The organism is Kocuria sp. ChxB (assembly GCF_044359605.1).
Taxonomy (GTDB): Bacteria; Actinomycetota; Actinomycetes; order Actinomycetales; family Micrococcaceae; genus Kocuria; species Kocuria rhizophila.
The window spans coordinates 2,493,260-2,514,983 of sequence record NZ_CP121123.1; the positions used below are offsets into that span (position 1 = coordinate 2,493,260).

Genomic DNA, 21,724 nt, shown 5'->3' on the forward strand with positions numbered 1-21,724 from the left:
CACCGCACCACCCGATCATGTGAGGAACCGTCCGTGTCCTGTGAACCCGCCGTCGTCGCCCCGCCGGAGGAAGCCGGGTGCCCGCAGTGGGTGCCCCAGCCGGACGTCCTCGCGCGCGCCGAGCTGCTGAACGAGCGCTTCGAGCGGGCGTACGGCCGCGCGCCGGTGGGCGTGTGGGCCGCGCCGGGCCGCGCCAACCTCATGGGGGAGTACATCGACTACTCGGGCGGGATGTGCCTGCCCTTCGCCCACCAGTACGTGACGCTCACCGCCGCCGCGTCGCGCACGGACGGCGTGCTGCGGGCGCTGTCCCTGCAGGACGCGGACGAGTCCGTGGCGGACCACCGGCTGCGCACCACCCCCGTGGCGGACATCGCCCCCGGCGCCATCGGCGGCTGGTTCGGCTACGCCGCCGGGGTCGCGTGGGGCATGCAGCGGGTGGCCTCGGGCCGCTCGGACCACCCCGTCGCCGTCCCCGAGCTCGCCCTGGCCCCGGACTTCGGTGCGGACCTCATGGTGGACTCCACCGTGCCCATCGGCGCCGGACTGGCCTCCTCCGCGGCCCTGGAGTGCTCGGTCGCGCTCGCGCTGTTCTCCCTCTCCACGGGCGATGACGTCCCGGACGACCGCCTGCGCCGCGCCCTGGCCCGCGCATGCATGGACGCCGAGAACCACATCGTGGGCGCCAACACGGGCGGGCTGGACCAGACCGCGTCCCTGCGCTCGCACGCGGGGGAGACCCTCGCCCTGGACTGCCGGGACTTCGACGCCGCCCGCCTGCCAGCCGATCCCTCCGCCGCCGGTCTCACGTGGCTCGCCGTGGACACCCGCGCCCCGCACCGCCTCGCGGACGGCCAGTACAGCTCCCGGCGCGAGCAGTGCGAGGCCGCCGCGGCCGTCCTGGGCGTCGCCCGGCTGAGGGACGCCCTGCCCGCCCACCCCACGGACGACGACGCCGCCGCGGTCCTCGAGCGCTTCGACGCCCTGCTGCGCGCCGGACCCACCACTGACACCGACCCGGAGGGCATGCGCCTGCGGTTGCGGCACTCCCTGACCGAGATGGTCCGCTCGGTGCACATCGCGGATCAGCTTTCTACCGCGACTCCGGACTGGGACCTCGTGGGCCGGTTGCTCGTGGCGGGCCACGAGTCCATGCGCCTGGACTGCCAGGTCACGGTTCCGGAGCTCGACGCCGCCGTGACCGCGTGCCTCGACGCCGGCGCACTGGGCGCCAAGGTGGTGGGGGGCGGCTTCGGCGGCTCGGTGATCGCTCTGGCCCGGGAGGATGAGCTGGACGAGCTGGCCGCCTCCGTGTGCTCGGCGTTCTCGGACCACGGCTTCCGCGACCCTCTGTTCCTGACCCTGAACCCGTCGCCCGCTGGGCGTCGGGTCCGCTAGTACGACCCCGGAAGCGCAGCATGTTCGCAGCCCAGACCTCCGCCCGCCGGCTCAAGCGCGCCGCCGCCGCCCGTGAGCGCGGCGACCTCGTCGAGGCTCGGACGCTGCTCGAGGACGCCCTGCGCACCGCCCGCCTGGGTGACGCGTGGTGCGCGGCGGGTGACGCGGCGTCGTCGCTGGGGGATCTGGAGCGGGACGCGGGGAATCTCACCGACGCCGAGCACCACTACCGGATCGGCGCCGTTCAGTACCGCCGGGCGGAGCGCACCGCGCGGTCCGTGCGCGGGCGGGTGCGGTGCCTGGAGGAGCTCGGGGACGTGCTGCTCGCCCTCGGGCGCCCGTGGGACGCGTACCGGGTCTTCCAGGAGGGCGCCGAGGTGGCCGGGGTGGATCCCGACCGGCCGGCTCACGCGGGCGGCGCCGGGTTCGTGACCCGCGAGGACCTGCGCTGGACCTCCCACCTGGCCACGGCGGCGCAGGCGGCGGGGCGGCGTCGTGTGGCGGAGGAGCACTACGAGGCGGTGCTCAGCGGTTGCGAGTCCCGCCGGGACGTGGCCGGGCAGATCCTGTGCTGGAGGGGGCTCGCGGCGCTCGCCGCGGACCGGATGGCGTGGGCCGACGCCGCCCACGCCCTGGAGAACGCCTCCAACCTGTACTCGGCCCTGCCCGATCCGGAGGCCCACACGGACGAGTGGGTGGCCTGCCTGCGGGAGCTCGGGGCGGCGTGCAAGACCCTGGGCCGCCGGGACGAGCAGGTGCGCGCGTTCAAGCTCGCGGTGCGCCTGGAGCAGATCGCGGCGGGGGCCCGGGCCGCAGGTGAGACAATGTCAGGCGATGAGCACCGAGACGACTGAGACCGCGGACCGCGAACCGGCCGTGCTGAACCTGAAGCCGCTGCACCTGGGACCGTTGACCATCGACGTCCCCGTGGTGCTGGCCCCCATGGCCGGGGTGACCAACAAGTCCTTCCGCAAGCTGTGCCGCGAGTACGGCGGGGGCCTGTACGTGACCGAGATGGTCACGGCGCGCGCCCTGGTGGAGCGGCGGCCGGAGTCCCTGCGGATCATCCACCACGACCCGGACGAGACCCCGCGCTCCATCCAGATCTACGGCGTGGACGCCGTGAACGTGGGCAAAGCCGTGCGGATGGTCGCGCAGGAGGACCGCGCGGACCACATCGACCTCAACTTCGGCTGCCCCGTGCCCAAGGTCACCAAGCGCGGCGGCGGCTCCGCGCTGCCGTGGAAGACGGACCTGTTCCGCGCGATCGTGAGCACCGCGGTGCGCGAGGCCGGGGACATTCCCGTGACGGTGAAGATGCGCATCGGCATCGACGACGAGCACCAGACCTACCTGGACGCCGGGCGCATGGCCCGGGACGAGGGCGTGGCCGCCGTCGCACTGCACGGACGCACCCTGGAGCAGCACTACTCGGGCACCGCGAACTGGGATGCGATCGCGCGGCTGCGCGAGGCCCTGCCGGACATCCCCGTGCTCGGCAACGGGGACATCTTCTCGGCCGAGGACGCGGTGCGGATGGTCGAGCACACGGGCGTGGACGGCGTCGTCGTGGGCCGCGGCTGCCAGGGCCGGCCGTGGCTGTTCGGGGACCTGCAGGCCGCGTTCGAGGGCAGCCCCCGCCGCTTCCGGCCGGGCGTGCGCAAGGTCGCGGACACCGTCTACCGCCACGCGGAGCTGCTCACCGAGGAGTTCGGGGACGAGGCCAAGGGCTGCCGCGAGATCCGCAAGCACGTGTCCTGGTACTTCAAGGGCTACCCCGTGGGCGGTGAGCTGCGCGCGAAGATGGCGCAGGTCCCGGACCTCGCCGCGCTGCGCGAGCTGCTGGACCAGCTGGACCTGGACGCCCCCTACCCCGGTGCGGACGTGGAGGGGCCCCGCGGGCGCGCGGGCTCGCCCAAGAAGCCGCACCTGCCGGACGGCTGGCTGTCCTCGCGGATCCTGGGCGACGCCGAACGGCTGGGTCTCGCGGCCGCCGAACTCGACGTCTCGGGAGGCTGAGCGCCGTGCACACTCCCGACCGCCTGGGCATCCTGGCCCCCGGCTACGAGCCCTCGGACACCGAGCGCTACGTCAGCGAGGACCACCACAACCGCCACCGCAGCCACTTCGAGCGGGACCGCGCGCGCGTGCTGCACAGCTCCGCCCTGCGCCGGCTCGCGGCCAAGACGCAGGTGGTCGCCCCGCAGACGGACGACTTCGTGCGCAACCGCCTCACCCATTCGTTGGAGGTCGCGCAGATCGGGCGGGAGCTCGGCAAGGCGCTGGGCTGCGACCCGGACGTGGTCGACGCCGCGTGCCTGTCCCACGACCTCGGCCACCCTCCTTTCGGGCACAACGGGGAGACCGTGCTCGCGCAGCTGACGCGGGGGATCGGGGGCTTCGAAGGCAACGCCCAGACCCTGCGGCTGCTCGTGCGGCTGGAACCCAAGCTCGTGACGCCCTCGGGGGAGCCTGCGGGTCTGAACCTCACGCGTGCCACGCTGGACGCCACGTGCAAGTACCCATGGTCCGCCGAGGACGCCCCGCCGCGGGCGGACGGGCGGCCCAACCGGAAGTTCGGCGCGTACGAGGACGACCTCCCCGTGTTCGAGTGGTTCCGCGAGGGCGCGGTGGAGGGCCGCAAGTGCCTGGAGGCGCAGGTCATGGACCTCGCGGACGACATCTCCTACAGCGTGCACGACGTGGAGGACGCCGTGGCCGCCCACGCCCTGCAGCTGGACCTGCTGGCCGAGCCCACCCAGCGCGGGCGCGTCATCGAGTGCACGCGCGGCTGGTACCTCCCGGACGCCACGGACGAGGAGCTCGACGCCGCCCTGCACCGTCTCGAGGCCACCCCGGCCTGGGTGCCGCGCATGGACGGCACCCGCGGGGACCTCGCGCAGCTGAAGAACATGACGAGCCAGCTCATCGGACGCTTCGCGATGTCCGCGGTGGAGGCCACCCGGGAGGTCGCCGGGGAGGACTGGCTCACCAGGTACCGGGCGTCCCTCGTGGTGCCCCGGGAGACCGAGCTGGAGATCGGGGTGCTCAAGGGCATCGCCACCGCGTTCGTGATGACCGTGCGGGACGCCATGCCCCTGTACGAGAACCAGCACGAGATCCTCACCATCCTGGTGGAGGCCCTCATGGAGACCGACGGCCGGTTCCTCTCCCCGGAGTTCGCCGCGGACTGGCGGGCCGTGGAGGACGGACCGGGGGCGGAGGCCGCGCGGCTGCGCCTCGTGGTGGACCAGATCGCGTGCCTCACGGACCACTCGGCCGTGGCACTGCACGACAGGATCCGCGGTACCAACTGGCGGACCGGGGACAAGCCGCTCTGGTGAGCGGGCGGGCCCGGGCTTGCCCTGGGTCGGATGGGGGCAGACCGTGCCCACGCGGGCGGTGGCCGCGCCGGGTTGGTCCCGCGCGGCGTCGTCGTCCCCTGGGGCCCTGCCGCGGCAGGGCGTCTTCCACGCACCGTGCGGGGCACCCTGCACACCCGCCCGGGCGGCGCCGTCCGTGGTTTGACGGGGTGCCTAAACTGGCCCAGTGGCCGGACTGATCAAGCGTGAAGACATCGACGAGGTTCGCGCGCGCACGGACATCCGCGAGGTCGTCGAGCAGTACGTGACCCTCAAGCCCGCGGGGATCGGTTCCTACAAGGGGCTGTGCCCGTTCCACGACGAGCGCTCGCCGTCCTTCCACGTTCGCCCGCAGATGGGCACGTACCACTGCTTCGGCTGCGACGAGTCCGGGGACGTCATCGCGTTCCTCATGGAGATGGACCATACCCCGTTCACGGAGACCGTGGAGCGGCTGGCCGCGCGCATCGGCTACGAGCTGCACTACGAGCAGGGCGGCGCACCCAACCGCGAGGAGGTGGGCCGCCGCCAGCGTCTGCTGGACGCCCACAAGGTGGCCGCCGAGTTCTTCCAGCGCAGCCTCTACACCCGCCAGGCCGCCGCCGCCCAGAAGTTCCTGGGGGAGCGCGGCTTCGACCAGGACGCCGCCCGCACCTACGGGGTGGGCTACGCGCCGCAGGGCTGGTCCCACCTGCTGAACCACCTGCGCAACCAGGGGTTCACGGAGCAGGAGCTCAAGCTCACCGGCATGTTCTCGGAGGGCAACCGCGGGCTCTACGACCGCTTCCGCGGTCGGCTCATCTGGCCCATCCGTGCGGTGGCAGGGGAGGTGATCGGCTTCGGGGCGCGCAAGCTCTACGAGGACGACCAGGGCCCCAAGTACCTCAACACCCCCGAGACGCAGCTCTACAAGAAGTCCCAGGTGCTCTACGGCATCGACCTGGCCAAGCGGCCCATCGCCAAGACAAAGCAGGTGGTGGTGGTGGAGGGCTACACGGACGTCATGGCGTGCCACCTGGCCGGCGTCTCCACGGCGGTGGCCACGTGCGGCACGGCGTTCGGCCCGGAGCACATCAAGATCGTGCGCCGCTTCCTCTCGGACGACTCCGCCGGTGGCGAGGTGGTCTTCACCTTCGACGGCGACGCCGCCGGGCAGAAGGCCGCGCTCCGCGCCTTCCAGGAGGACCAGCGCTTCGTGGCCCAGACCTACGTGGCCGTGGAGCCGAACGGCATGGATCCGTGCGACCTCCGCCTGGCCCGCGGGGACGTGGCGGTGCGGGATCTCGTGGAGACCCGCACCCCGCTGTTCGAGTTCGCGCTGCGGGCCACCATCAAGGAGTACGACGTCAACAGCCTGGAGGGGCGGCTGCGCGCCATGCGGGCGTGCGCGCCCATCGTCGCGCAGATCCGCGACCCCTCGCTGCGCCCCGCCTATGCGCGGGAGCTCTCCGGGTGGCTCGGGATCGAGACGGACGAGGTGATGCGCGCGGTGAGCGCGGCGGCGAAGTCCGCGCAGCGCGGCGGTTCGGGACCCTCGGGTGCTGGGTCTTCCGGCCCCTCCGGCCATGGGTCCGCGGGTTCGGGGCGTTCTGGGGCAGGACCGGCCGGTTCCGGGTACGACGGCGCTCGCGGCCGGCAGCAGGCCCAGGGACCATCGCGCGGGGGAGCGGACCACGACCCGCAGGCCTCGCGGGGAGCGGCCGGCGCTCACGATGGGTCACCCGAGGAGCCGCAGGGGCCCCGGCCGGTGGAGCTGCCCGACCCACGGGAGCCGGTGTCCCGCATGGAGCGCGAGGCGCTGGAAGTGGTGCTGCAGGTCCCGGACCTCGTGCCGCTGGCCTACTGGGGGCACTTCGAGTCTGCGGGCATGACGTACCGGGTGCACCAGGTCATGCACGACGCCGTGGTGGGTGCCCGTGCGGACCTGGGAGAGGGTGTCCAAGGCGGACGCGTGTGGCTGGAGTCCGTTCGGAACCACCTGCCCGAACCCCTGCACGGCTACTTGGCGCAGCTGTCCGTCACGCCGCTGCCTGCGGCCACCGAGCAGCAGATGCGCAACTACGCGGTGGGGGTCATCACCTCGCTCGTGGAGATGCACATCAACCGGGAGAAGTCCGACAAGCTCGCGCACCTCAACCGGCTCAACGCCCAGCGCGAGCCGGACCTGTACCAGCAGCTCAACCGCGAGCTGCTGGACCTGGAGCTGCAGCGGCGCAGCCTCATGGGGGTGTGAGGCGCAAGCTTTCCTTCCGCAGGGCGGGCGGGTGCGGCGCTGTCCGGCCAGCGGCGAGGCAAGTTGAGGAAGCCCGCGACGGGAGGTAGAGTATCGTCTCGTTGCGCGGCAACGTGCACATTCCCCCGTAGCTCAATTGGCAGAGCATTCGACTGTTAATCGAAGGGTTGCTGGTTCGAGTCCAGCCGGGGGAGCCACCACGGAGGCCTCCTCCCCGGAAGGGGAGGGGGTTTCTTTGCGTTCCTCTCAGGCGTGGAAGTTCAACCGTGCCCACCTCATTTAGCCACTGCGTGGGGTTCCGACGAGTTCTCGTCAGTGTGGCCGACGTCCAGGGTGGGGCTTCAAGCTGTGGGGGGGGGGTGTACCTTCCTGCATGTCGGTGAAGATGGCAGGTGTCCTAATTGTGACCCCTGAACAGGATCCGGCAACCGGTCATCGACAGGTGAGAGCATGCTCGTCGAACCGCGCCGGAGACGGTGCCCCTCCTGGGCAAGCAGAACATTTGGGTACGTAGCATCCATACTTGGTCAGGGGCGGTCTGTCATTACCAGGGAGGCGATGTAGATTAGGTACCCAAGGGCGAAGGCCACGCCCCCAACCCGCCCAATTCGGCCTCGCCCCACGCCCACCACCCATAGACATAAAGAGACCAAGAAAGCAAAGAAAATATCTTGTCGCACTGCGGGGAAAGGAACGGGGATCGGCGCGACGAGCAGTGCTGGGACCCCAAGGACAAGTCCGATGTTGGCAATGTTGCTCCCCAGTGCATTGCCCACGGCCAGTGTGGCCTCACCTCGGCGCGCTGCTGAAACCGCGGCGGCAAGCTCCGGTAGGGAAGTGCCTATAGCCACAACGGCTAGACCCACTACCACCTCATCAACGCCCCATGCTTGCGCTAGAGAACCGGCCCCGTACACGAGGAGTTCAGCTCCTGCCACCAGCGACATAGTTCCCGCGATGATGCGCCCAAAAGCTTGAGTGGGGGTTGTCTTCTGATCGGATGGAGGGGTGGTCGCGAGGGTCTTGCCAGATCTCGTGGACCATACGGCCCAGCCCAGGTGCATGGCCAACATCACAATCAGCACGAAGCCATCGGCCTTGCTGACTGTTCCATCCGCAGCCAAAAGTATGAGGACGACGGTGAACGCGATGCTCACCGGCAGATCACGCCGCGTGGCTTCCCGCGTCAGAACCACCGGGGCCAGAACGGCAGCGGTTCCGAGGACGAGCAAGACGTTGGCGATGTTACTGCCAATGACGTTGCCGAGCGTCAGTCCCGGGTCCCCGCTCAGTGTCGCTCCCACCGACACTGCCAGCTCAGGCGCCGACGTGGCCAGCGCGACAACGGTGACACCCACCGTAGCCGGGCGCAACCCGAACCGGAGGGAGATACCCTTCGCTCCGGTCACAAGTACTTCTCCACCGATCACCAAGAGGACAAACCCGGCCAGCGCGGCAGCGATTGCAGTGAGATCCACTCCAAGAGTCTAATGAGAACGCCCCCGGGGCCGCATCCACGCTACCGTGGGAGAGTTGCCCGGTATTCGAACACTCGATGGGGTGGAAGCATCTTGACAACCTTTTTGAGGAAGGACCCACCATGGCATTGCTGAGCCCGCTTGTCCTGACAGCTGGGGTATGCCTTGCCACCTTAGCCCTGGGTCAAGCGTTGGGGCGCAAAGCCGGGTGGTTCGCTGCTGCAGGCCTGCTTGCCGCGGCCGGGCTGCTGGCAGCGGCCTGGGGTGGCCGACCTGTCACAGAGTCCTATCCCTGGATGCCCTCGTTGGGGGTCGGGATGACCCTGAGACTCGACGGGTTGTCGCTGGTCTTCGGTTTGGTCGTGTTGGTGATCGGCGCAGTCGTGCTGGCTTACACAGCAGGGTATCTACCACGTGGTCGCCATGGCACCTTCCTCGGCCTGTTGACCTTCTTCGCAGCTGCCATGACAGGGTTGGTGCTCACCGACGACATCGTGGTGCTGTGGGTGATGTGGGAGTTCACGACCGTGTGCTCGTTCCTGCTCATTAGCCAATCTGGGCCCAAAGCGAAGGGCCCGGCAGTCAGAACGTTCCTCGTGACGGCCTCAGGCGGTCTTGCTCTGCTTACGGCCGTCGCGCTCATGTGGGCACGGTTCGGAACCACCTCACTGAGTGCCATTCTTGCGGCTCCGGAGTGGCAGAAGGCGCCTGGTTTTGCTGCCACGATCGCCGTGCTGGTGGCTGTTGCCGCGTTCACGAAATCGGCGCAGTTCCCGTTTCATGCATGGTTGCCGGACGCGATGGTCGCCTCAACGCCCGTGAGTGCCTATCTGCACGCTGCTGCGATGGTAAAAGCCGGGATCTATGTGCTGTTGCGTTTTTCCACGGCCCTGTCCGACGTGCCGGTGTGGAACATCCTTCTCGTAGCAATCGGTTTGATAACCGCTCTCATGGGTGCAGTCTTCGCGCTGCAACGTCATGACCTGAAAGAGCTTCTCGCTTATTCGACCGTCAGCCAGCTTGGTTTTCTTGTCGCGACGATCGGCCTCGGTTCCGCGTATGCCCTCTTGGGAGCAATCGTGCACGTTGTCGCACATGCACTGTTCAAGTCATCCCTCTTCATGGCGGTCGGAGTGATCGACCACGAGTGGGGTACGCGGGACATCCGCAAGATACGGGGGGTGTGGCAGACGATGCCGTGGACGGCAGGTTTTCTCACGCTCAGCGCTGTCTCCATGGCTGGTTTGCCGCCTCTGTTCGGGTTCGTGTCGAAAGAGGCAATGTTCAAGGCGATGGCGCAACTTCCCGGTGGTGTGGCGTGGGTTGTTGGGGGCGTGGCTGTGCTCGCGGCGATGTGTACGCTTGCGTACTCCGCTCGCATGGTTCTCGCCGTCTTCCGCGGGAAGAGAATCGCCAACGCGCCGCGCGAGGGCAAGCCGAGCCTGCTGGTTCCAGTCGGTGTCGTAGTGGTGGCCAGCCTGGTTCTCGGAGTGGCGGGCCCTGTGGCTGAACCGTTGATCAATGCCGCAACTAGAGCGATCGGTGTGGGACCTGTGAGCGCGGATCTGTCGCTTTGGCACGGGTTCACACCGGAACTGGGCATGACTGCAGTGGTGGTGACAGTGGGTGCGTGGCTGGTGTGGCAGCGCAAGCCTGTGGACCATGTCTTGGCGCGCGATCTTTCTCCTGTTCGCGCGGTGGACGTGGTCGAAGCGTTCCGTACCGGTTCTATCTCGCTTGGTGTTCAGGTTGGTCGATTGACCGATTCCGATGCTCCTATGCGACATCTGGTGCCGCCGCTGGCAATGGTGGTAGGCCTCGGCGCCGTGGGGCTGACCAGTGTGCGCCCAGGGCCGGTTCAACCCGATCTTGTCCACTGGGTCGATTGGGTCGCGTTATCGCTCATCGCGCTTGGTGTGGTGTTGGCGATCCGGGCCACGACACGTATGGCACTGGTAACAACCGTAGGTGTCGCGGGTTTTGCTGTCGCCCTTTGGTTCTACGCGCTCGGTGCCCCCGATGTGGCCTTGACGCAGCTGCTAGTCGAAATTTTGACCGTTGTCATCATGGGGTTGCTGCTTGGCCGACTTCCGCGCACTTTCCACGTGACGGGTCGCGGGCGATTGTGGTTCGCAGGCACCCTGGGTGTCCTTGTGGGAGTGCTGGCGACCCTGGCCACCGCCACGCTCACCGGCCGTCGGCCTATATCAGAGGTGGGGGCAACGTTGCTGGACCGCAGCTACGATCTGACTGGCGGAACCAACCTCGTCAACGTGATCCTTGTAGATTTCCGCGCACTGGACACTTTCGGTGAGGCGGTCGTGGTCGGTGTCACCGGGTTGGCGCTGGTGGCTGCCCTGGATGCGCGCGGCGTGCTGCCCCTTCGGCCGAGCCTGATCCGGGTGGAGCCGACGAGTGCGAGTCAGGATTCCTACGAGAACTCGCTTACCCTACGATTCACGGCCAAGATCCTGGTGCCAATCCTGTTGGCTTTCAGTGTCTTCTACTACATCCGGGGGCATTCAGCACCAGGTGGGGGCTTCATCGCCGCGCTCATCGGTGGAGCTGCCGTCGCCCTCACCTATCTATCCGCCTCGAGCAATCGGGTCAGCTCCTTGCGGTTGCCGTACATGCGCTTCATCGCCGCAGGGACGATCATCGCCGTTCTCTCGGGTCTGCTCGGGTTCGGTGATGGGGCGTTTTTGCGCCCGCTCACCGCTGAGATCGGCCCTGTCAAGCTCAGCACGGCCCTGATCTTTGACCTTGGTGTCTACCTCAACGTAATCGGGGTGATCCTGGCTGCCATCAACAAGCTCGGCATCGATGAGTCTGCTCCTCCCCTCCGAAAGCCCGAAGAGCCGCGAACCCGGGGATTCGCAGACCAGAAGGGAAGGGAGGGATCCGCATGAGTGTTCTTGCGATCGGTATCGGACTGCTCGTCGGCGGCGGGGTGTTTATGATCCTTAGGCGCGGCCTGATGCGCATCATTGTGGGCTTCATTCTGCTGAGCAACGGGGTCAATCTCATGATCATGGCCGCGGGAGGTATCGATCGTCGCGAAACTGCCATCGGGTCAGAGCTGGACCCGGCCCAGGTCTCGGATCCTCTTCCTCAAGCATTTGTGCTCACAGCCATCGTGATCGCTTTCGCGATCACGATGCTGCTCTTGGTCCTTTCCATCACCGGCGAAGGCGATGACGACACCCACATCAAGCTTGCGGGACGCGAGATGGAGACCCCTCACCTCATCGATGCCGCGGAGGTCGAGCAGCATCCCCGCCGCAGAGAACCGGGCGGTCCCGAACCAACCCACCCTCACCCGTACCTTGACTGGGCCGATGATCTCGACACGTTTGGCGTGAGAGGGAAGGAAACCCGATGATTCCTGCATCATCCCTACCCTTGTATGCTGCGCTGCCCATTCTTGTCGGCGCTGTCCTTGTGCTCACCAACCGCAGGACCCGGCTCACTCATGCGCTGGCCGTTGCGGTGCTGCTTCTCAACGTTGCGGCGGGGACCCTGCTCGTGGCTACGGTGCGTGACGGTACCGTCGTCGCTGGGCACGTCGGCGGCTGGGATCTACCGTTGGGGATCACGTTCGTGGCTGACCTGTTCGGGGCTCTAATGGTGACCGCAACGGGCTTATTGACCCTGGTGTGCCTGTGGTTCGCTATTGTCTCGCGGCAAACCGGGCAGGGGTACTTCTCTGCGATGGTGCTCATACTGACTGGCGGGGTGAATGGTGCGCTCTTGACCGGTGACCTGTTCAACCTGTTCGTGTTTATCGAGGTCATGCTTCTGCCTTCGTACGCCTTGCTCGTCGTAGCTCGCCGGGGCCGTGGTCAGCTCATGCAAGTCACCGCGCCGCGGATCTATATAACCGTCAGCCTTCTCGCCTCTACTCTGTTATTGGCCGGGATCGGTTTGGTGTACGGCGTCACCGGGACCGTGAACCTGGCGCAGCTTTGGGGTGCCGCCGCCAAATCGCCCGAGGCCGGTACCGCATTCGCCATCATTTTGGTTGCGTTGTCGGTCAAGGCCGCAGCCTTCCCCGTGCATGGGTGGTTGCCACGGACCTATCCTTTCATGTCACCGGCGGTGACCGCTTTGTTCTCGGGCCTGCACACCAAGGTGGGTGTGTACGCATTTTTCCGGTTGTACGCCATCGCCTTCGATGGTGACGAGCGGTACCTGTGGATTGGAGCTACAGTATTCGCACTGACCATGATCTTCGGGGTCCTTGGTGCTGTCGGACAGACTGACGCGCGAGCAATCCTGTCGTTCCACATGGTCAGCCAGATCGGTTACATCCTCATGGGCCTGGCCCTCTTCACCCCGCTCGGGTTGGCGGCTGGCGTCTTCTACCTGCTGCACCACATGTTCGTGAAAGCATCTTTGTTTCTCTCGACCGGGGCGGTCGAACTCGTACACGGTCGGCACACGTTGGGTGGCGTGTCTGGCTTGGGGCGGCGGGAACCCCTCACAGCAATCGTATTCTTCGTCGCTGGGATGTCACTTGCCGGAATCCCTCCCTTCTCGGGTTTCGTGGCCAAGCTGACGCTGATCGTCGCTGCCCTGGACGCAGGGCAGTTAGCTGTTGCCGTAGTTGCAGTGGTTGTGAGCTTGTTCACTATTCTTTCGATGCTCAAGATCTGGGGGGCGATGTTCATGGGCGAACCACAGGAAGCCGAAAACAACGTAGGCCGGGTGAGCATCCCGCTGATTCTGCCCGCATTTGCCCTGGCTGGCGTAACAATCGGCCTGGGTCTGGGCGCCGAACCGCTCCTTGCACTGTGCCGTGTTGCAGCAGCTGGGCTGACTGATCCGAGCACGTACGTCGAGGCGGTGGTTGGAGCATGAGCTGGCTTACTTGGCCCCTCCGTCTCGTATGGTTCGCTCTTTGGTTCATTGGCCGCCTTGCGTTGACCAACATCGCAGTCGTCAAAGACGTGGCCGTGAGCCAGCAGAAATCTTCACCGGTCGTGGTGGCATATGTAACTCAATGCGACAGCGACCTCGAAGTCGCCGTGCTTTCGATGATGATCAGTCTGACCCCTGGGACCCTGGTTTTGGCTACCCGGGACGCTCCGCACGCCCCCGGCGATGATCCGGACCATGGGCACGCGGGGTCACGAATCTATGTCCATGTGATGTATGCAGACGGGGTCGGTCAAGCACTGAGTGAATTGCGGGAAGACGAGACCCACCTGTTGCATGCTTTCCGAAGGAAAGGAGTCCCGGAATGATCGGTGTACTTATCACGTTGGGGTTGCTGCTCTACGCGACAGTCGTGGCGGCGTTCCGCATGTTCCGTGGCCCTGACGATGCTCACCGGGCAATCGGATCTGATCTACTATTCTTCTCATTTGTAGGCCTGCTCGGGGTAATCGGGGTGCTCACCAACAGTCGCGTGGTTTTCGATTTGATTCTCATTGCCACTGTCGTCGGGTTCCTCGCTAGCATCTCCTTGGCGCGTGCCCTTACCAACGGGAGGCGATGATGCTCTCAACCGTCGATTGGACCCACTGGTTGGTACTTACCGGTGTGCCGCTGTGGATGTCCGTACTAGGCCAGTTACTTATGGTGGCGGGCGCAGGCCTGTTCGCTACAGCAGCGTTGGGCATGTACCGGCTACCCGACCTCTACACAAAGTCGTCCAGCGTGGCGACGGCCTCCGGCGTGGGTATCTCACTCGTTATCACAGGCGTGTTTTTCCTCATCCCCGGGTGGGACATGCTGGTCAAACTCTTTGCAGCTGTGATCTTGCAGTTCGTGACCGCGTCCGTGGGTGAGATGGCGATCGCCCGCGCAGCCTATCTTGTAGGTTCACCGCTATACTCGCCCACCCGAAAAAACGCGCTAGCGGAGGACAGCGAGGAAAATAACCATAAAAACTGAGGTAATACTTATTGCGTGCGGCCCAATAAGTGACTGGGCCAGCTCTCAATGTAAGCAACAAGTTGCTTTCTAGCTGGACTGATCGGGGATGCTGATCATCTGTGAGAAGGGAGGCTAGTTTCCGCAGGGCGTGGGGGTCGGCATCGGGGCCGTCGGCCTTGTCGCGGTCCAGGGTCATGACAACGACCTCGTTTTGACCGACTTTGTAGCCGATCACGCACGGGGTTTGGGCGGTGCCCTCTGACGGTGATCCCACCTTCACTCCGAGATCAGTTCCTCACCCACGACGAGTCCTTCCGGGGCGGTGGTGACGATCTCGACCCCGTCCAGGTTCTTTGACTCGTTCTCGACCAGCCCAATGTGCATGTCGACGAATTCCAGGCCTATCCACGCTTTGTGTAATTCGCGTTCTTTTGAGTTGGAGCCAATATTACTAAGGATCCCAGCACCTATCCAGTGAATTTTACCCATGAGGAGTAAGAGACGGTTGAGATGCGCGTCTGCGCCGCCCTCGACCGCCTCCGCGCTCACGGCGTCGGTGGACTTACATGGCGCCCGACAGCCCACGAGCACACCCAGGGTCGGAGGTTTCCGCCCTGGATTCCGGGCCGTCTGCGGTGGCTGCCCACAGCGCGCAATGGAAGGGTTGCCGGTTCGAGTCCAGTCGGGGGAGCCACCCAACCGGGCCTGATCTGCGGAGACGCAGGACAGGCCCGGTTTGTCGTGTCCAGCGACGGGAAGAATCATTCGGTCGGCGTGCTGGCGAGCATCTGCACGATCTTCGCGTCGGCTGCTCCTGGCCCTTCGGGGTCCAGTTGGGCGCTGACCGCGCGCAGCGCCTGGCAGTTGCCGTACTGGGCGTAGTGGGTGATTGCCGCGAGGCCGGCAATGGATTGCTGGTACTCCGGTGGCGCTTGCACTCAGAGCTGGCGCAGCGTGTCGGTCATGGCCGGGGTGGGGTCGGTGCAGGCTTCCACCATCAGCCGGTCCGAGACCCGGTGATCGGTGGAGGGGTTGATCACCGCCGCCAGGTGCTGCTGGTTTCCTGAGACCAGTGGGGACTGGCCATCGGCGAGCACGCGAGCCAGCCGCACGGTTTCTTCGACCCGTTCGGTCGGAGGGAAGGACTCCAGGCGTTCAGCGAGCGAGGAGGGCAGCACGTCGTAACCCGGTACGGGATCGGGGAGCTACTCGCGGTCCTTCATAGTGCGCGACGCCGAAGGTGTCGCCTTGCCCAGGGCGGTCATTTCCGCGGACACGTCGGGTAGCGGGCCACAGTCGATCTTGTGGCAGTCGGTGGCGATCATCTGCACGTGGGGCCCGTCGTGGTGCGGTGGGATCGTCTCGGCGTTGATCGCCATGGCGTCCTGGAAGGTCTCGGCTACCCGGGTGGAGAATAGATCGCCGTTGTCTCCGTAGCCGATGGTGAATGCCAGCGGCTTGCCATGGAAGTCTTTCACGATCCGCCGGGCGGTGTCGCGCAGGGAGTCATCGAGGCCCTCGCCGAGCTCGTCGCAGGGAAACCTGACGCCGGGCCCGGTGACGGCGCTGTTGCTCTGGTCCCGGTCCAGGCTGAACGGCACGACGTCGTTGTCGCCCAGTTCGTACCCGAGGAGCCAGGGGGGTGAGGGCTGCGATGTCTGCGGGGGTTTCCATCTTCATTCGGCGATCAGCCCTTCGCCGATGGTGGTCCTGTTCGGGGTGGTGGAGATGATCTCGACGCGGTCGAGGGTGCCGCTCTCGCTGGCGATCAGTTCGGCGAGCATGTCGGTGAATTCCATGTCCATCACATCCTGGTGTTGTTGGTGGGTCTTGCACTTGGGTTCGAGGCTGCGGAGTTGTGTGCCCCTGAACGTGTTGAAGTCGGCCCCTGTGGATGGCGGGGCGGTGCGGGAGGTCCCGCATCAGACGTGGGCCAGCGGATGCCGTGAGCGCTGACGAGTCCGCAGAGCCCAGGAGTACGTCCGGGACCCGCCCCGGCTTGCCAGGGCGGGGCACAGCCGTGTGCGGCTGGGGTGAGCGGATAATCGAAGGGTTACTGGTTCGAGTCCAGTCGGGGGAGCCAACGAACCGGGTCTGACCTGCGGAAACGCAGAACGGGCCCGGCTTTCTCCATGTCCGGATACGTTCGGGGTGGCGGATTGGTCACGGATTCCTGCGTAGTTCTCGGGGCCCGTGGACTCCAAGCAGGGCACCGATACAGTGAACTTCTGCTGCAGTCTCGCAGCCCCACGACGACGACAGGCGGGTGACCCAGTTCCATGACCCTCGCGTCCCGCCGTCTCGCGGCGCTGATCGCCGTCCTCTACTCCACGTGGCTCGTTGCCCCGCTGCTGGACCCGCAGCTGCATCCGTGGACGTCCTACGCCTCCGAGTACTTCGTGGCGGACCGCCCCGCGGCCACGCTCCTGCGCACCACGGACGGGGTGGCCGGGATGCTGCTGATCGTGATGGCCGTCCTGTCCTACTCGCGGGCCCGCACGCTGTGGCGCGGATTGCCGGGCGGGTTCGGTGGGCTGGACGCCTCCCGGCCCACGCGGCGTCGTGCGCGGTGGGCCGTGCGGGTGTGGTGCGCGGCGCTGGCCGTGGCGGGTGCGGCCACGGTGGTGGACGCCATCAATCCCATGACGTGCGCGCCCTCGGTCTCACCCGAGTGCGCCGCCGCCGAGGCCGCGGGAACGCTGCCGCTGCAGCACCACATGCACACCGCATCCTCCGCCGTGGCGGGGACGGCGTTCGTGGTGGCCATGCTCGCGTCTCTCGTGCTGAGCACCGCCGCCGACCGGGTGACCCGGATCGCCAGCTGGGTGGGCATCGTGACCATCGCCCTGTCCGCGGTGGACGCCCTGCTCACCAGGATCCCCACGGAAGGGATCACCCAGCGGATCTCCATGGTCGCGATCGTCGTGTGGCTCGTGGCCGTGGCGGGCCTGCCGGTCGTGGACCGGGTGCGCGCCGCACCCCGGGCGGTTGCGGCGTGAACCGGTCCACCGCTGCGCTGTGGCGCGCGCACCTGAGCGAGATCCCGGTCCAGGGCGTGCCGGTCCGGGTGCTGGACATCGGCTCCGGCCCGGCGCTCGTGTGCTCCTCGGGCGTGGCCTCCGTGCTGTGGGACTGGGCGCCGGTGGTCGAGCTGCTGCGCGGGGGCCACCGCGTGATCGTGCTGGACCGCCCCGGATGCGCACCGGGCCAGACGGTCCCCGAGACCCTCCCGGACCTGGACGCGGAGGCCGCCCGCCTGCTCGCCGTCCTCGACGTCCTGCACGTCACCGGACCCGTCACCGCGGTGGGCCACTCCTTCGGTGCGGCCGTTGTGGAGGCCGCGGCTCGGCTGCATCCCGGGCGCCTGGCATCCCTCGTGCTCCTCGACGGCTCCGTCCCCGAGGCCGAGGGGGCCGACTGGGCGCACGACGAGGCCCGTGCCGCCCGCCACTTCCGCCACCGCACGCACCCAGCCGCCCGCTCCCGGGCCGTGCGCCGGCTCTGGCGTCTCGTGGGGCCTGCGGCCTCGGTGGCTCTCGTGCCCGGGCGACTGCGCGTGGCCCGGGTGATGGGCGGACTGCGTGCTGAGGCCTCCGCGTCGAACACGCTGCTGGCCTCCCTGCGCGAGCTCGCGGGCTACGTGGCCTGCATGAACCGGCTCCGCGAACTGCGTGCCCGTCTGCCCCTGGACCCCGGGGTGCCCCTCACGGTCGTGGCCGCCAACGGCCGCGTGCCCCGGCCGGGGCTGTCCCGGTGGGTGCGCCACGTCCTCGCGCAGGCCGCGCGGCTCGCGGAGGAGACCTCGGCGCGTTCCGTGGTGGTCTCCCGCAGCGGTCACTTCGTGATGCTCGACCAGCCACGCCGCACCGCCGAGCTGATTGCCCAGGCCGCCTCCCACTGACGCCCCGGCGCACGACGCCGCCCGCTCACCGCGCTCGCTCCCTGCGCCATCCGCTGCTGGTCAGCGCGCCAAGGACAACATATTGTGTCCTCATATGCGAATGATTATCATTACAGTCCCATGACCACGACACCCCGCTTTTCGCCCCGCGCCCACGCGCTGCTGGTGCTCGCGCTGCTCGTCGCGCTGGGCCCCTCCGTTCCCGCCGCCGTCTCGTGGGGTGCCGCGGAGATTCCCGTCGCAGACACCGCCCGGTTCTTCTGGGCCGCGCTGACCGGCGGGGCAATACCTGCGGCGGACTTCACCGACTACACCGTGGTGCTGCAGATCCGCACCCCGAGGGTGCTGCTCGCGGCGGTGGTGGGAGCGGGGCTGAGCGCTCTGGACATCGCTGCGCAGGCCATGGTGCGCAACCCCCTGGCGGACCCCTTCATCCTGGGGATCTCCTCCGGTGCGGCCGTGGGGGCGAGCGCCGTCGTCTCCTGGGGACTGTTCGCCGCGCTCGGGGGACTCGCGCTGAGTGCGGCCGCGTTCCTGGGCGCGCTGGCGGCGTCGGCACTCGTGTACCTGCTGTCCCGCACCCCGGGCGGGGTGGCGCCCGTGCGGCTGATCCTCACGGGCGTGGTGCTCTCCTTCGGCTTCCAGGCGCTGATGTCGGCCATCGTCTTCTTCGACGCCAAGGGCGACGCCGCCCGCACCGTGATGTTCTGGATGCTCGGCTCCCTGGGCGCGGCCACGTGGCAGCAGCTTCCCCTGCCGGTGGCCGCCACCGCGCTGTGCCTCGCGTGGCTCGCATGGCGCGCACAGGACCTGGACACCCTGTCCATGGGGGACGGCTCCGCCGCGAGCCTGGGCGTGGACCCGGACCGGATGCGCGTGCAGCTGTTCGCGCTCACGGTTCTGGGCACCGCCACCCTGGTCTCGGTTGCGGGGACCATCGGCTTCGTGGGACTGGTGGTCCCGCACGCCACCCGCATCGTCCTGGGACCGGCCCACCGGCGCGCCGTGGTGGTGGCCCCGCTCGTGGGTGCGCTGTTCATAGTGTGGGTTGACCTGCTCAGCCGCGTGGCCGTGCCGCCCCGTGAGCTGCCGCTCGGCGTGGTGACCGCGCTGATCGGCGTGCCGGTGTTCCTGGTGCTGATGCGCCGCGCCGGCTACGTGTTCGGAGGTTCCCGGTGAGGGCGCGCGCACCGCGGCCCCGGGCTGCCTGGGGGAGAGCACACGCGCCGGGCACGACGCCGCCCGACCCGGCCCCCGCCGGCACCTCACCTTCCGGTCACGTCACCGGAGGCACCGCGCATTCTGTCCCGGCCCCGGGAAACGCCGCGGCCTCAGACCCGGCCGTCGAAGGCACCCCGCCCTCCAGCCCCGCCGTCGGAGGCAGCGCGCATTTCAGCCGCGCCATCGGAGGCACTGTGCCGTCCGATCAGGCCATCGCCGCTTCCGGCCAGGCCGCCGCCGCGCCCGTGGACACCCCGCCCCGCAGGACCGGTCTGGAGCTGGCGGGTCTGCGGCTCGACGTCGCCGGGCGCACCGTGGTGCCGGGCCTCTCCCTGCGGGTGGCGCCGGGGGAGGTGGTGGGGCTGGTCGGTCCCAACGGCTGCGGCAAGTCCACCGTGCTCAAGGCCCTCTACCGTGCCCTGCGCCCGTGCGGCGGGGCTGTGCTGATCGACGGCGAGTCCCTGCACGGGATGCGCTTCCGGGACTCGGCCGTGCGGATCGCGGCGCTGCCCCAGGACGAGCGGAGCGAGCTGGACTTCCTGGTCGCGGAGGTCGTGCGCCTGGGGGCGGCGGCCAACCCGCGCCTGCGCACGGAGGAGCTGGGCGGCGTCGTGCGGGATGCCATGGCCCGTGTGGGGGTGGCGGACCTGGCCGACCGCAGCGTGCTGGGGCTCTCCGGGGGCGAGCGCCAGCGGGTGCTCATCGCCCGCGCCCTGGCCCAGCGCACCCCGTACCTGCTGCTGGACGAGCCCACCAACCACCTGGACCTGCGCCACCAGACAGACCTGCTGCGCACCCTGCGCGGCACCGCCGGGACAGGGCCCGCCGTGCTGCTGGCCCTGCACGACCTCAACCTTGCCGCCGCGCTGTGCGACCGGATCGTGGTGCTCGCCGCGGGGCGGGTGGTGGCCGACGCCCCGCCCCACGAGGCCCTGGACCCCGACACCGTGGAGCGTGTCTACGGCGTGCGGCCCCTGCTGATCACCCGTCCCGACACCGGGACACCCCATCTGTTGTTCCCCAACGACCGAGAGGACCCTTCATGAGAACACCCCCCAGCTCCGGCCCCCACGGCCCCGAGCGTGCGCACGGCCGCACCGGCGCGCCCGAGACCCGTCGCTCGTACTCCGGTGACGGGGCTGCGCTGCCCGGAGGCGCGGCGTGCGGCGAGGACGGGCCGGGCGGCGTCGTGCCCCGCAGTGCACCCGGAGGCGGCCGAGCGCTGACCCGACGCGGCGCGCCCCTGGCCGTGGGGCTCGTGGCGACCCTGCTGCTCACCGGCTGCGGCGCGCAGGTCCAGAAGGACGCGGCGTCGGGCGCGGAGAAGACCATCGAGAACTGCGGCCGCAGCAGCACGTACCCCACCCCGCAGAAGGCCGTGGCGTACGACGTCTCGGCGATCGAGAAGATGTTCTCGCTCGGGCTCGCGGAGCAGATGCGGGGCATCGTGCTGCCGCAGACCGTGAGCAGCGTGGTCGAGAAGTCCCCCTACAAGGAGGACTACGGCAGGACCGAGACCATCTCCGACTCGGTGCTGGGCCAGGAGGCCGTGGTCAGCGCGCAGGCGGACTGGGTCTTCGCCGGTTGGCAGGCCGGGTTCAGCGAGGCCCGCGGGGTCACCCCGGACTCCCTGCAGGGCGTGGGGATCAACTCCTACATGCAGCACGAGACGTGCAAGGGCTACCAGGGGGACACCTCCGACCCCGACCCGCTGGACGCCACTGTCGAGGACCTGAAGGATCTGGGGACCATCTTTGGGGTCGAGGACCGCGCGCAGGAGCTCGTGGGTCAGCTGCAGGAGAAGCGGCGCGCCCTGCAGGAGGCACCGCGGCCCGAGAACCCGGCCCGCGTGTTCGTCTACGACTCCGGGACCTCCGAGCCCTACACCGCGGGCCGGCGGACGGCACTGAACGGGATGGTGGAACTGGCCGGGGCCACCTCGGTGACCAGGGACCTCGACGCTCGCTGGGACACCGTGGGGTGGGAGTCGGTGGTCACGAGCGAACCCCAGGCGATCGTGGTGGTCGACTACAACAAGCAGCCCGTGCAGGAGAAGCTCGACTACCTCAGGACCGAGTCCCCGGTGAAGGACTCGCCCGCCGTGAAGAACGGGAACATCTACGTCATGGACTACGGCGAGGCCGTCTCGAGTCCCCGCAACATGGACGGCGCCCAGAAGCTCGCCGACTACCTGCGGTCCAAGGGGCTGAGGTGAGCGGGCGCCAGCCGGGTGTGGGAGAACGGCGAGCGC

At 68.1% G+C, this 21,724-nt stretch carries 22 protein-coding genes and 1 tRNA gene; 17 read left to right on the forward strand and 6 right to left on the reverse strand.

Annotated elements, in window-relative coordinates:
* Nucleotides 1–33: 33 nt before the first annotated feature.
* From P8S73_RS10925 to P8S73_RS10950, 6 genes are all read left to right on the forward strand, one after another.
* Nucleotides 34–1,398 (forward strand): galactokinase family protein, encoded by a 1,365-nt coding sequence (locus tag P8S73_RS10925; RefSeq protein ID WP_259920037.1) that lies wholly within the window; start codon nt 34–36, stop codon nt 1,396–1,398.
* Between the two features lie 20 nt (nt 1,399–1,418).
* Nucleotides 1,419–2,252, forward strand: a complete 834-nt coding sequence (locus P8S73_RS10930) for a hypothetical protein (RefSeq protein ID WP_259920035.1) — start codon at nt 1,419–1,421, stop codon at nt 2,250–2,252.
* The gene (gene dusB, locus P8S73_RS10935; RefSeq protein WP_039101410.1) at nt 2,233–3,417 is read left to right on the forward strand and encodes a tRNA dihydrouridine synthase DusB; all 1,185 of its coding nucleotides are present in this window, start codon (nt 2,233–2,235) and stop codon (nt 3,415–3,417) included. The genes P8S73_RS10930 and dusB overlap by 20 nt, the downstream gene beginning before the upstream one ends.
* A 5-nt stretch (nt 3,418–3,422) precedes the next feature.
* Nucleotides 3,423–4,742 (forward strand): deoxyguanosinetriphosphate triphosphohydrolase, encoded by a 1,320-nt coding sequence (locus P8S73_RS10940; RefSeq protein ID WP_396350399.1) that lies wholly within the window; start codon nt 3,423–3,425, stop codon nt 4,740–4,742.
* Nucleotides 4,743–4,947: 205 nt separating this feature from the next.
* Nucleotides 4,948–6,993 (forward strand): DNA primase, encoded by a 2,046-nt coding sequence (gene dnaG / locus P8S73_RS10945; protein ID WP_257744908.1) that lies wholly within the window; start codon nt 4,948–4,950, stop codon nt 6,991–6,993.
* A 121-nt stretch (nt 6,994–7,114) separates the two neighbouring features.
* Nucleotides 7,115–7,190 (forward strand) — tRNA-Asn (locus tag P8S73_RS10950).
* Nucleotides 7,191–7,520: 330 nt separating this feature from the next.
* Here the strand turns inward: P8S73_RS10950 and P8S73_RS10955 are convergent.
* A complete protein-coding gene (locus tag P8S73_RS10955) occupies nt 7,521–8,471 on the reverse strand; it encodes a calcium/sodium antiporter (protein WP_257744907.1) in 951 nt (316 codons plus the stop codon).
* 122 nt (nt 8,472–8,593) lie between these two features.
* On the opposite strand from P8S73_RS10955, the gene P8S73_RS10960 reads away from it, so the two are divergent.
* Genes P8S73_RS10960 through P8S73_RS10985 form a run of 6 tightly spaced genes read left to right on the forward strand, consistent with a single transcriptional unit; the run spans nt 8,594 to nt 14,369 of the window.
* Entirely contained in the window at nt 8,594–11,380 is a 2,787-nt protein-coding gene (locus P8S73_RS10960) for a DUF4040 family protein (RefSeq protein WP_257744906.1), read from the forward strand.
* Entirely contained in the window at nt 11,377–11,853 is a 477-nt protein-coding gene (locus P8S73_RS10965; RefSeq protein WP_257744905.1) for a sodium:proton antiporter, read from the forward strand. Before P8S73_RS10960 ends, P8S73_RS10965 begins: the two co-directional genes overlap by 4 nt.
* Nucleotides 11,850–13,331: a monovalent cation/H+ antiporter subunit D family protein gene (locus P8S73_RS10970; protein WP_308219540.1), complete on the forward strand. Its 1,482-nt coding sequence runs from the start codon at nt 11,850–11,852 to the stop codon at nt 13,329–13,331. Before P8S73_RS10965 ends, P8S73_RS10970 begins: the two co-directional genes overlap by 4 nt.
* Nucleotides 13,328–13,717 carry a Na+/H+ antiporter subunit E gene (locus P8S73_RS10975; RefSeq protein ID WP_257744904.1) on the forward strand — a complete coding sequence of 130 codons (390 nt, stop codon included), beginning with the start codon at nt 13,328–13,330 and terminating at the stop codon, nt 13,715–13,717. Before P8S73_RS10970 ends, P8S73_RS10975 begins: the two co-directional genes overlap by 4 nt.
* Before the next feature lie 59 nt (nt 13,718–13,776).
* A complete protein-coding gene (locus P8S73_RS10980; RefSeq protein WP_257744921.1) occupies nt 13,777–13,971 on the forward strand; it encodes an MrpF/PhaF family protein in 195 nt (64 codons plus the stop codon).
* Nucleotides 13,968–14,369: a monovalent cation/H(+) antiporter subunit G gene (locus P8S73_RS10985; protein WP_229565180.1), complete on the forward strand. Its 402-nt coding sequence runs from the start codon at nt 13,968–13,970 to the stop codon at nt 14,367–14,369. Before P8S73_RS10980 ends, P8S73_RS10985 begins: the two co-directional genes overlap by 4 nt.
* Before the next feature lie 258 nt (nt 14,370–14,627).
* Here the strand turns inward: P8S73_RS10985 and P8S73_RS10990 are convergent, their stop codons facing one another.
* The 5 genes from P8S73_RS10990 to P8S73_RS11010 form a co-directional block, all read right to left on the reverse strand.
* Nucleotides 14,628–14,900, reverse strand: coding sequence for a hypothetical protein (locus P8S73_RS10990; RefSeq protein WP_396350400.1), 273 nt, complete (start codon nt 14,898–14,900; stop codon nt 14,628–14,630).
* A 212-nt stretch (nt 14,901–15,112) separates the two neighbouring features.
* A complete protein-coding gene (locus tag P8S73_RS10995; RefSeq protein WP_257744903.1) occupies nt 15,113–15,289 on the reverse strand; it encodes a hypothetical protein in 177 nt (58 codons plus the stop codon).
* Entirely contained in the window at nt 15,290–15,529 is a 240-nt protein-coding gene (locus tag P8S73_RS11000) for a hypothetical protein (RefSeq protein ID WP_257744902.1), read from the reverse strand. It abuts the gene before it with no gap.
* Nucleotides 15,530–15,556: 27 nt separating this feature from the next.
* A complete protein-coding gene (locus P8S73_RS11005; RefSeq protein WP_257744901.1) occupies nt 15,557–15,952 on the reverse strand; it encodes a hypothetical protein in 396 nt (131 codons plus the stop codon).
* A gap of 75 nt (nt 15,953–16,027) precedes the next feature.
* Nucleotides 16,028–16,150: a hypothetical protein gene (locus tag P8S73_RS11010; protein ID WP_257744900.1), complete on the reverse strand. Its 123-nt coding sequence runs from the start codon at nt 16,148–16,150 to the stop codon at nt 16,028–16,030.
* A gap of 480 nt (nt 16,151–16,630) precedes the next feature.
* Here P8S73_RS11010 and P8S73_RS11015 point away from each other — a divergent pair, with 480 nt between their 5' ends.
* The 5 genes from P8S73_RS11015 (at nt 16,631) to P8S73_RS11035 (ending at nt 21,688) form a co-directional block, all read left to right on the forward strand.
* The gene (locus P8S73_RS11015; RefSeq protein ID WP_257744899.1) at nt 16,631–17,350 is read left to right on the forward strand and encodes a DUF998 domain-containing protein; all 720 of its coding nucleotides are present in this window, start codon (nt 16,631–16,633) and stop codon (nt 17,348–17,350) included.
* The gene (locus tag P8S73_RS11020) at nt 17,347–18,252 is read left to right on the forward strand and encodes an alpha/beta fold hydrolase (RefSeq protein ID WP_257744898.1); all 906 of its coding nucleotides are present in this window, start codon (nt 17,347–17,349) and stop codon (nt 18,250–18,252) included. The genes P8S73_RS11015 and P8S73_RS11020 overlap by 4 nt, the downstream gene beginning before the upstream one ends.
* Before the next feature lie 120 nt (nt 18,253–18,372).
* Nucleotides 18,373–19,431 carry a FecCD family ABC transporter permease gene (locus tag P8S73_RS11025; RefSeq protein WP_396350401.1) on the forward strand — a complete coding sequence of 353 codons (1,059 nt, stop codon included), beginning with the start codon at nt 18,373–18,375 and terminating at the stop codon, nt 19,429–19,431.
* 236 nt (nt 19,432–19,667) lie between these two features.
* Nucleotides 19,668–20,519, forward strand: coding sequence for an ABC transporter ATP-binding protein (locus P8S73_RS11030; protein ID WP_237573721.1), 852 nt, complete (start codon nt 19,668–19,670; stop codon nt 20,517–20,519).
* Complete coding sequence (locus P8S73_RS11035; protein WP_082019287.1) at nt 20,516–21,688, forward strand: ABC transporter substrate-binding protein; 1,173 nt, start codon at nt 20,516–20,518, stop codon at nt 21,686–21,688. The genes P8S73_RS11030 and P8S73_RS11035 overlap by 4 nt, the downstream gene beginning before the upstream one ends.
* Nucleotides 21,689–21,724: the final 36 nt, after the last annotated feature.

Excerpts from the sequence above, each read along its gene's own strand:
- P8S73_RS10930 (WP_259920035.1), top strand. The coding sequence starts at position 1,419 with ATGTTCGCAGCCCAGACCTCCGCCCGCCGGCTCAAGCGCGCCGCCGCC.
- dusB (WP_039101410.1), top strand. The coding sequence starts at position 2,233 with ATGAGCACCGAGACGACTGAGACCGCGGACCGCGAACCGGCCGTGCTG.
- P8S73_RS10960 (WP_257744906.1), top strand. The coding sequence starts at position 8,594 with ATGGCATTGCTGAGCCCGCTTGTCCTGACAGCTGGGGTATGCCTTGCC.
- P8S73_RS10965 (WP_257744905.1), top strand. The coding sequence starts at position 11,377 with ATGAGTGTTCTTGCGATCGGTATCGGACTGCTCGTCGGCGGCGGGGTG.
- P8S73_RS10970 (WP_308219540.1), top strand. The coding sequence starts at position 11,850 with ATGATTCCTGCATCATCCCTACCCTTGTATGCTGCGCTGCCCATTCTT.
- P8S73_RS10975 (WP_257744904.1), top strand. The coding sequence starts at position 13,328 with ATGAGCTGGCTTACTTGGCCCCTCCGTCTCGTATGGTTCGCTCTTTGG.
- P8S73_RS10980 (WP_257744921.1), top strand. The coding sequence starts at position 13,777 with ATGTTCCGTGGCCCTGACGATGCTCACCGGGCAATCGGATCTGATCTA.
- P8S73_RS10985 (WP_229565180.1), top strand. The coding sequence starts at position 13,968 with ATGATGCTCTCAACCGTCGATTGGACCCACTGGTTGGTACTTACCGGT.
- P8S73_RS11010 (WP_257744900.1), bottom strand. The coding sequence starts at position 16,150 with ATGGAATTCACCGACATGCTCGCCGAACTGATCGCCAGCGAGAGCGGC.
- P8S73_RS11015 (WP_257744899.1), top strand. The coding sequence starts at position 16,631 with ATGACCCTCGCGTCCCGCCGTCTCGCGGCGCTGATCGCCGTCCTCTAC.
- P8S73_RS11025 (WP_396350401.1), top strand. The coding sequence starts at position 18,373 with ATGACCACGACACCCCGCTTTTCGCCCCGCGCCCACGCGCTGCTGGTG.
- P8S73_RS11035 (WP_082019287.1), top strand. The coding sequence starts at position 20,516 with ATGAGAACACCCCCCAGCTCCGGCCCCCACGGCCCCGAGCGTGCGCAC.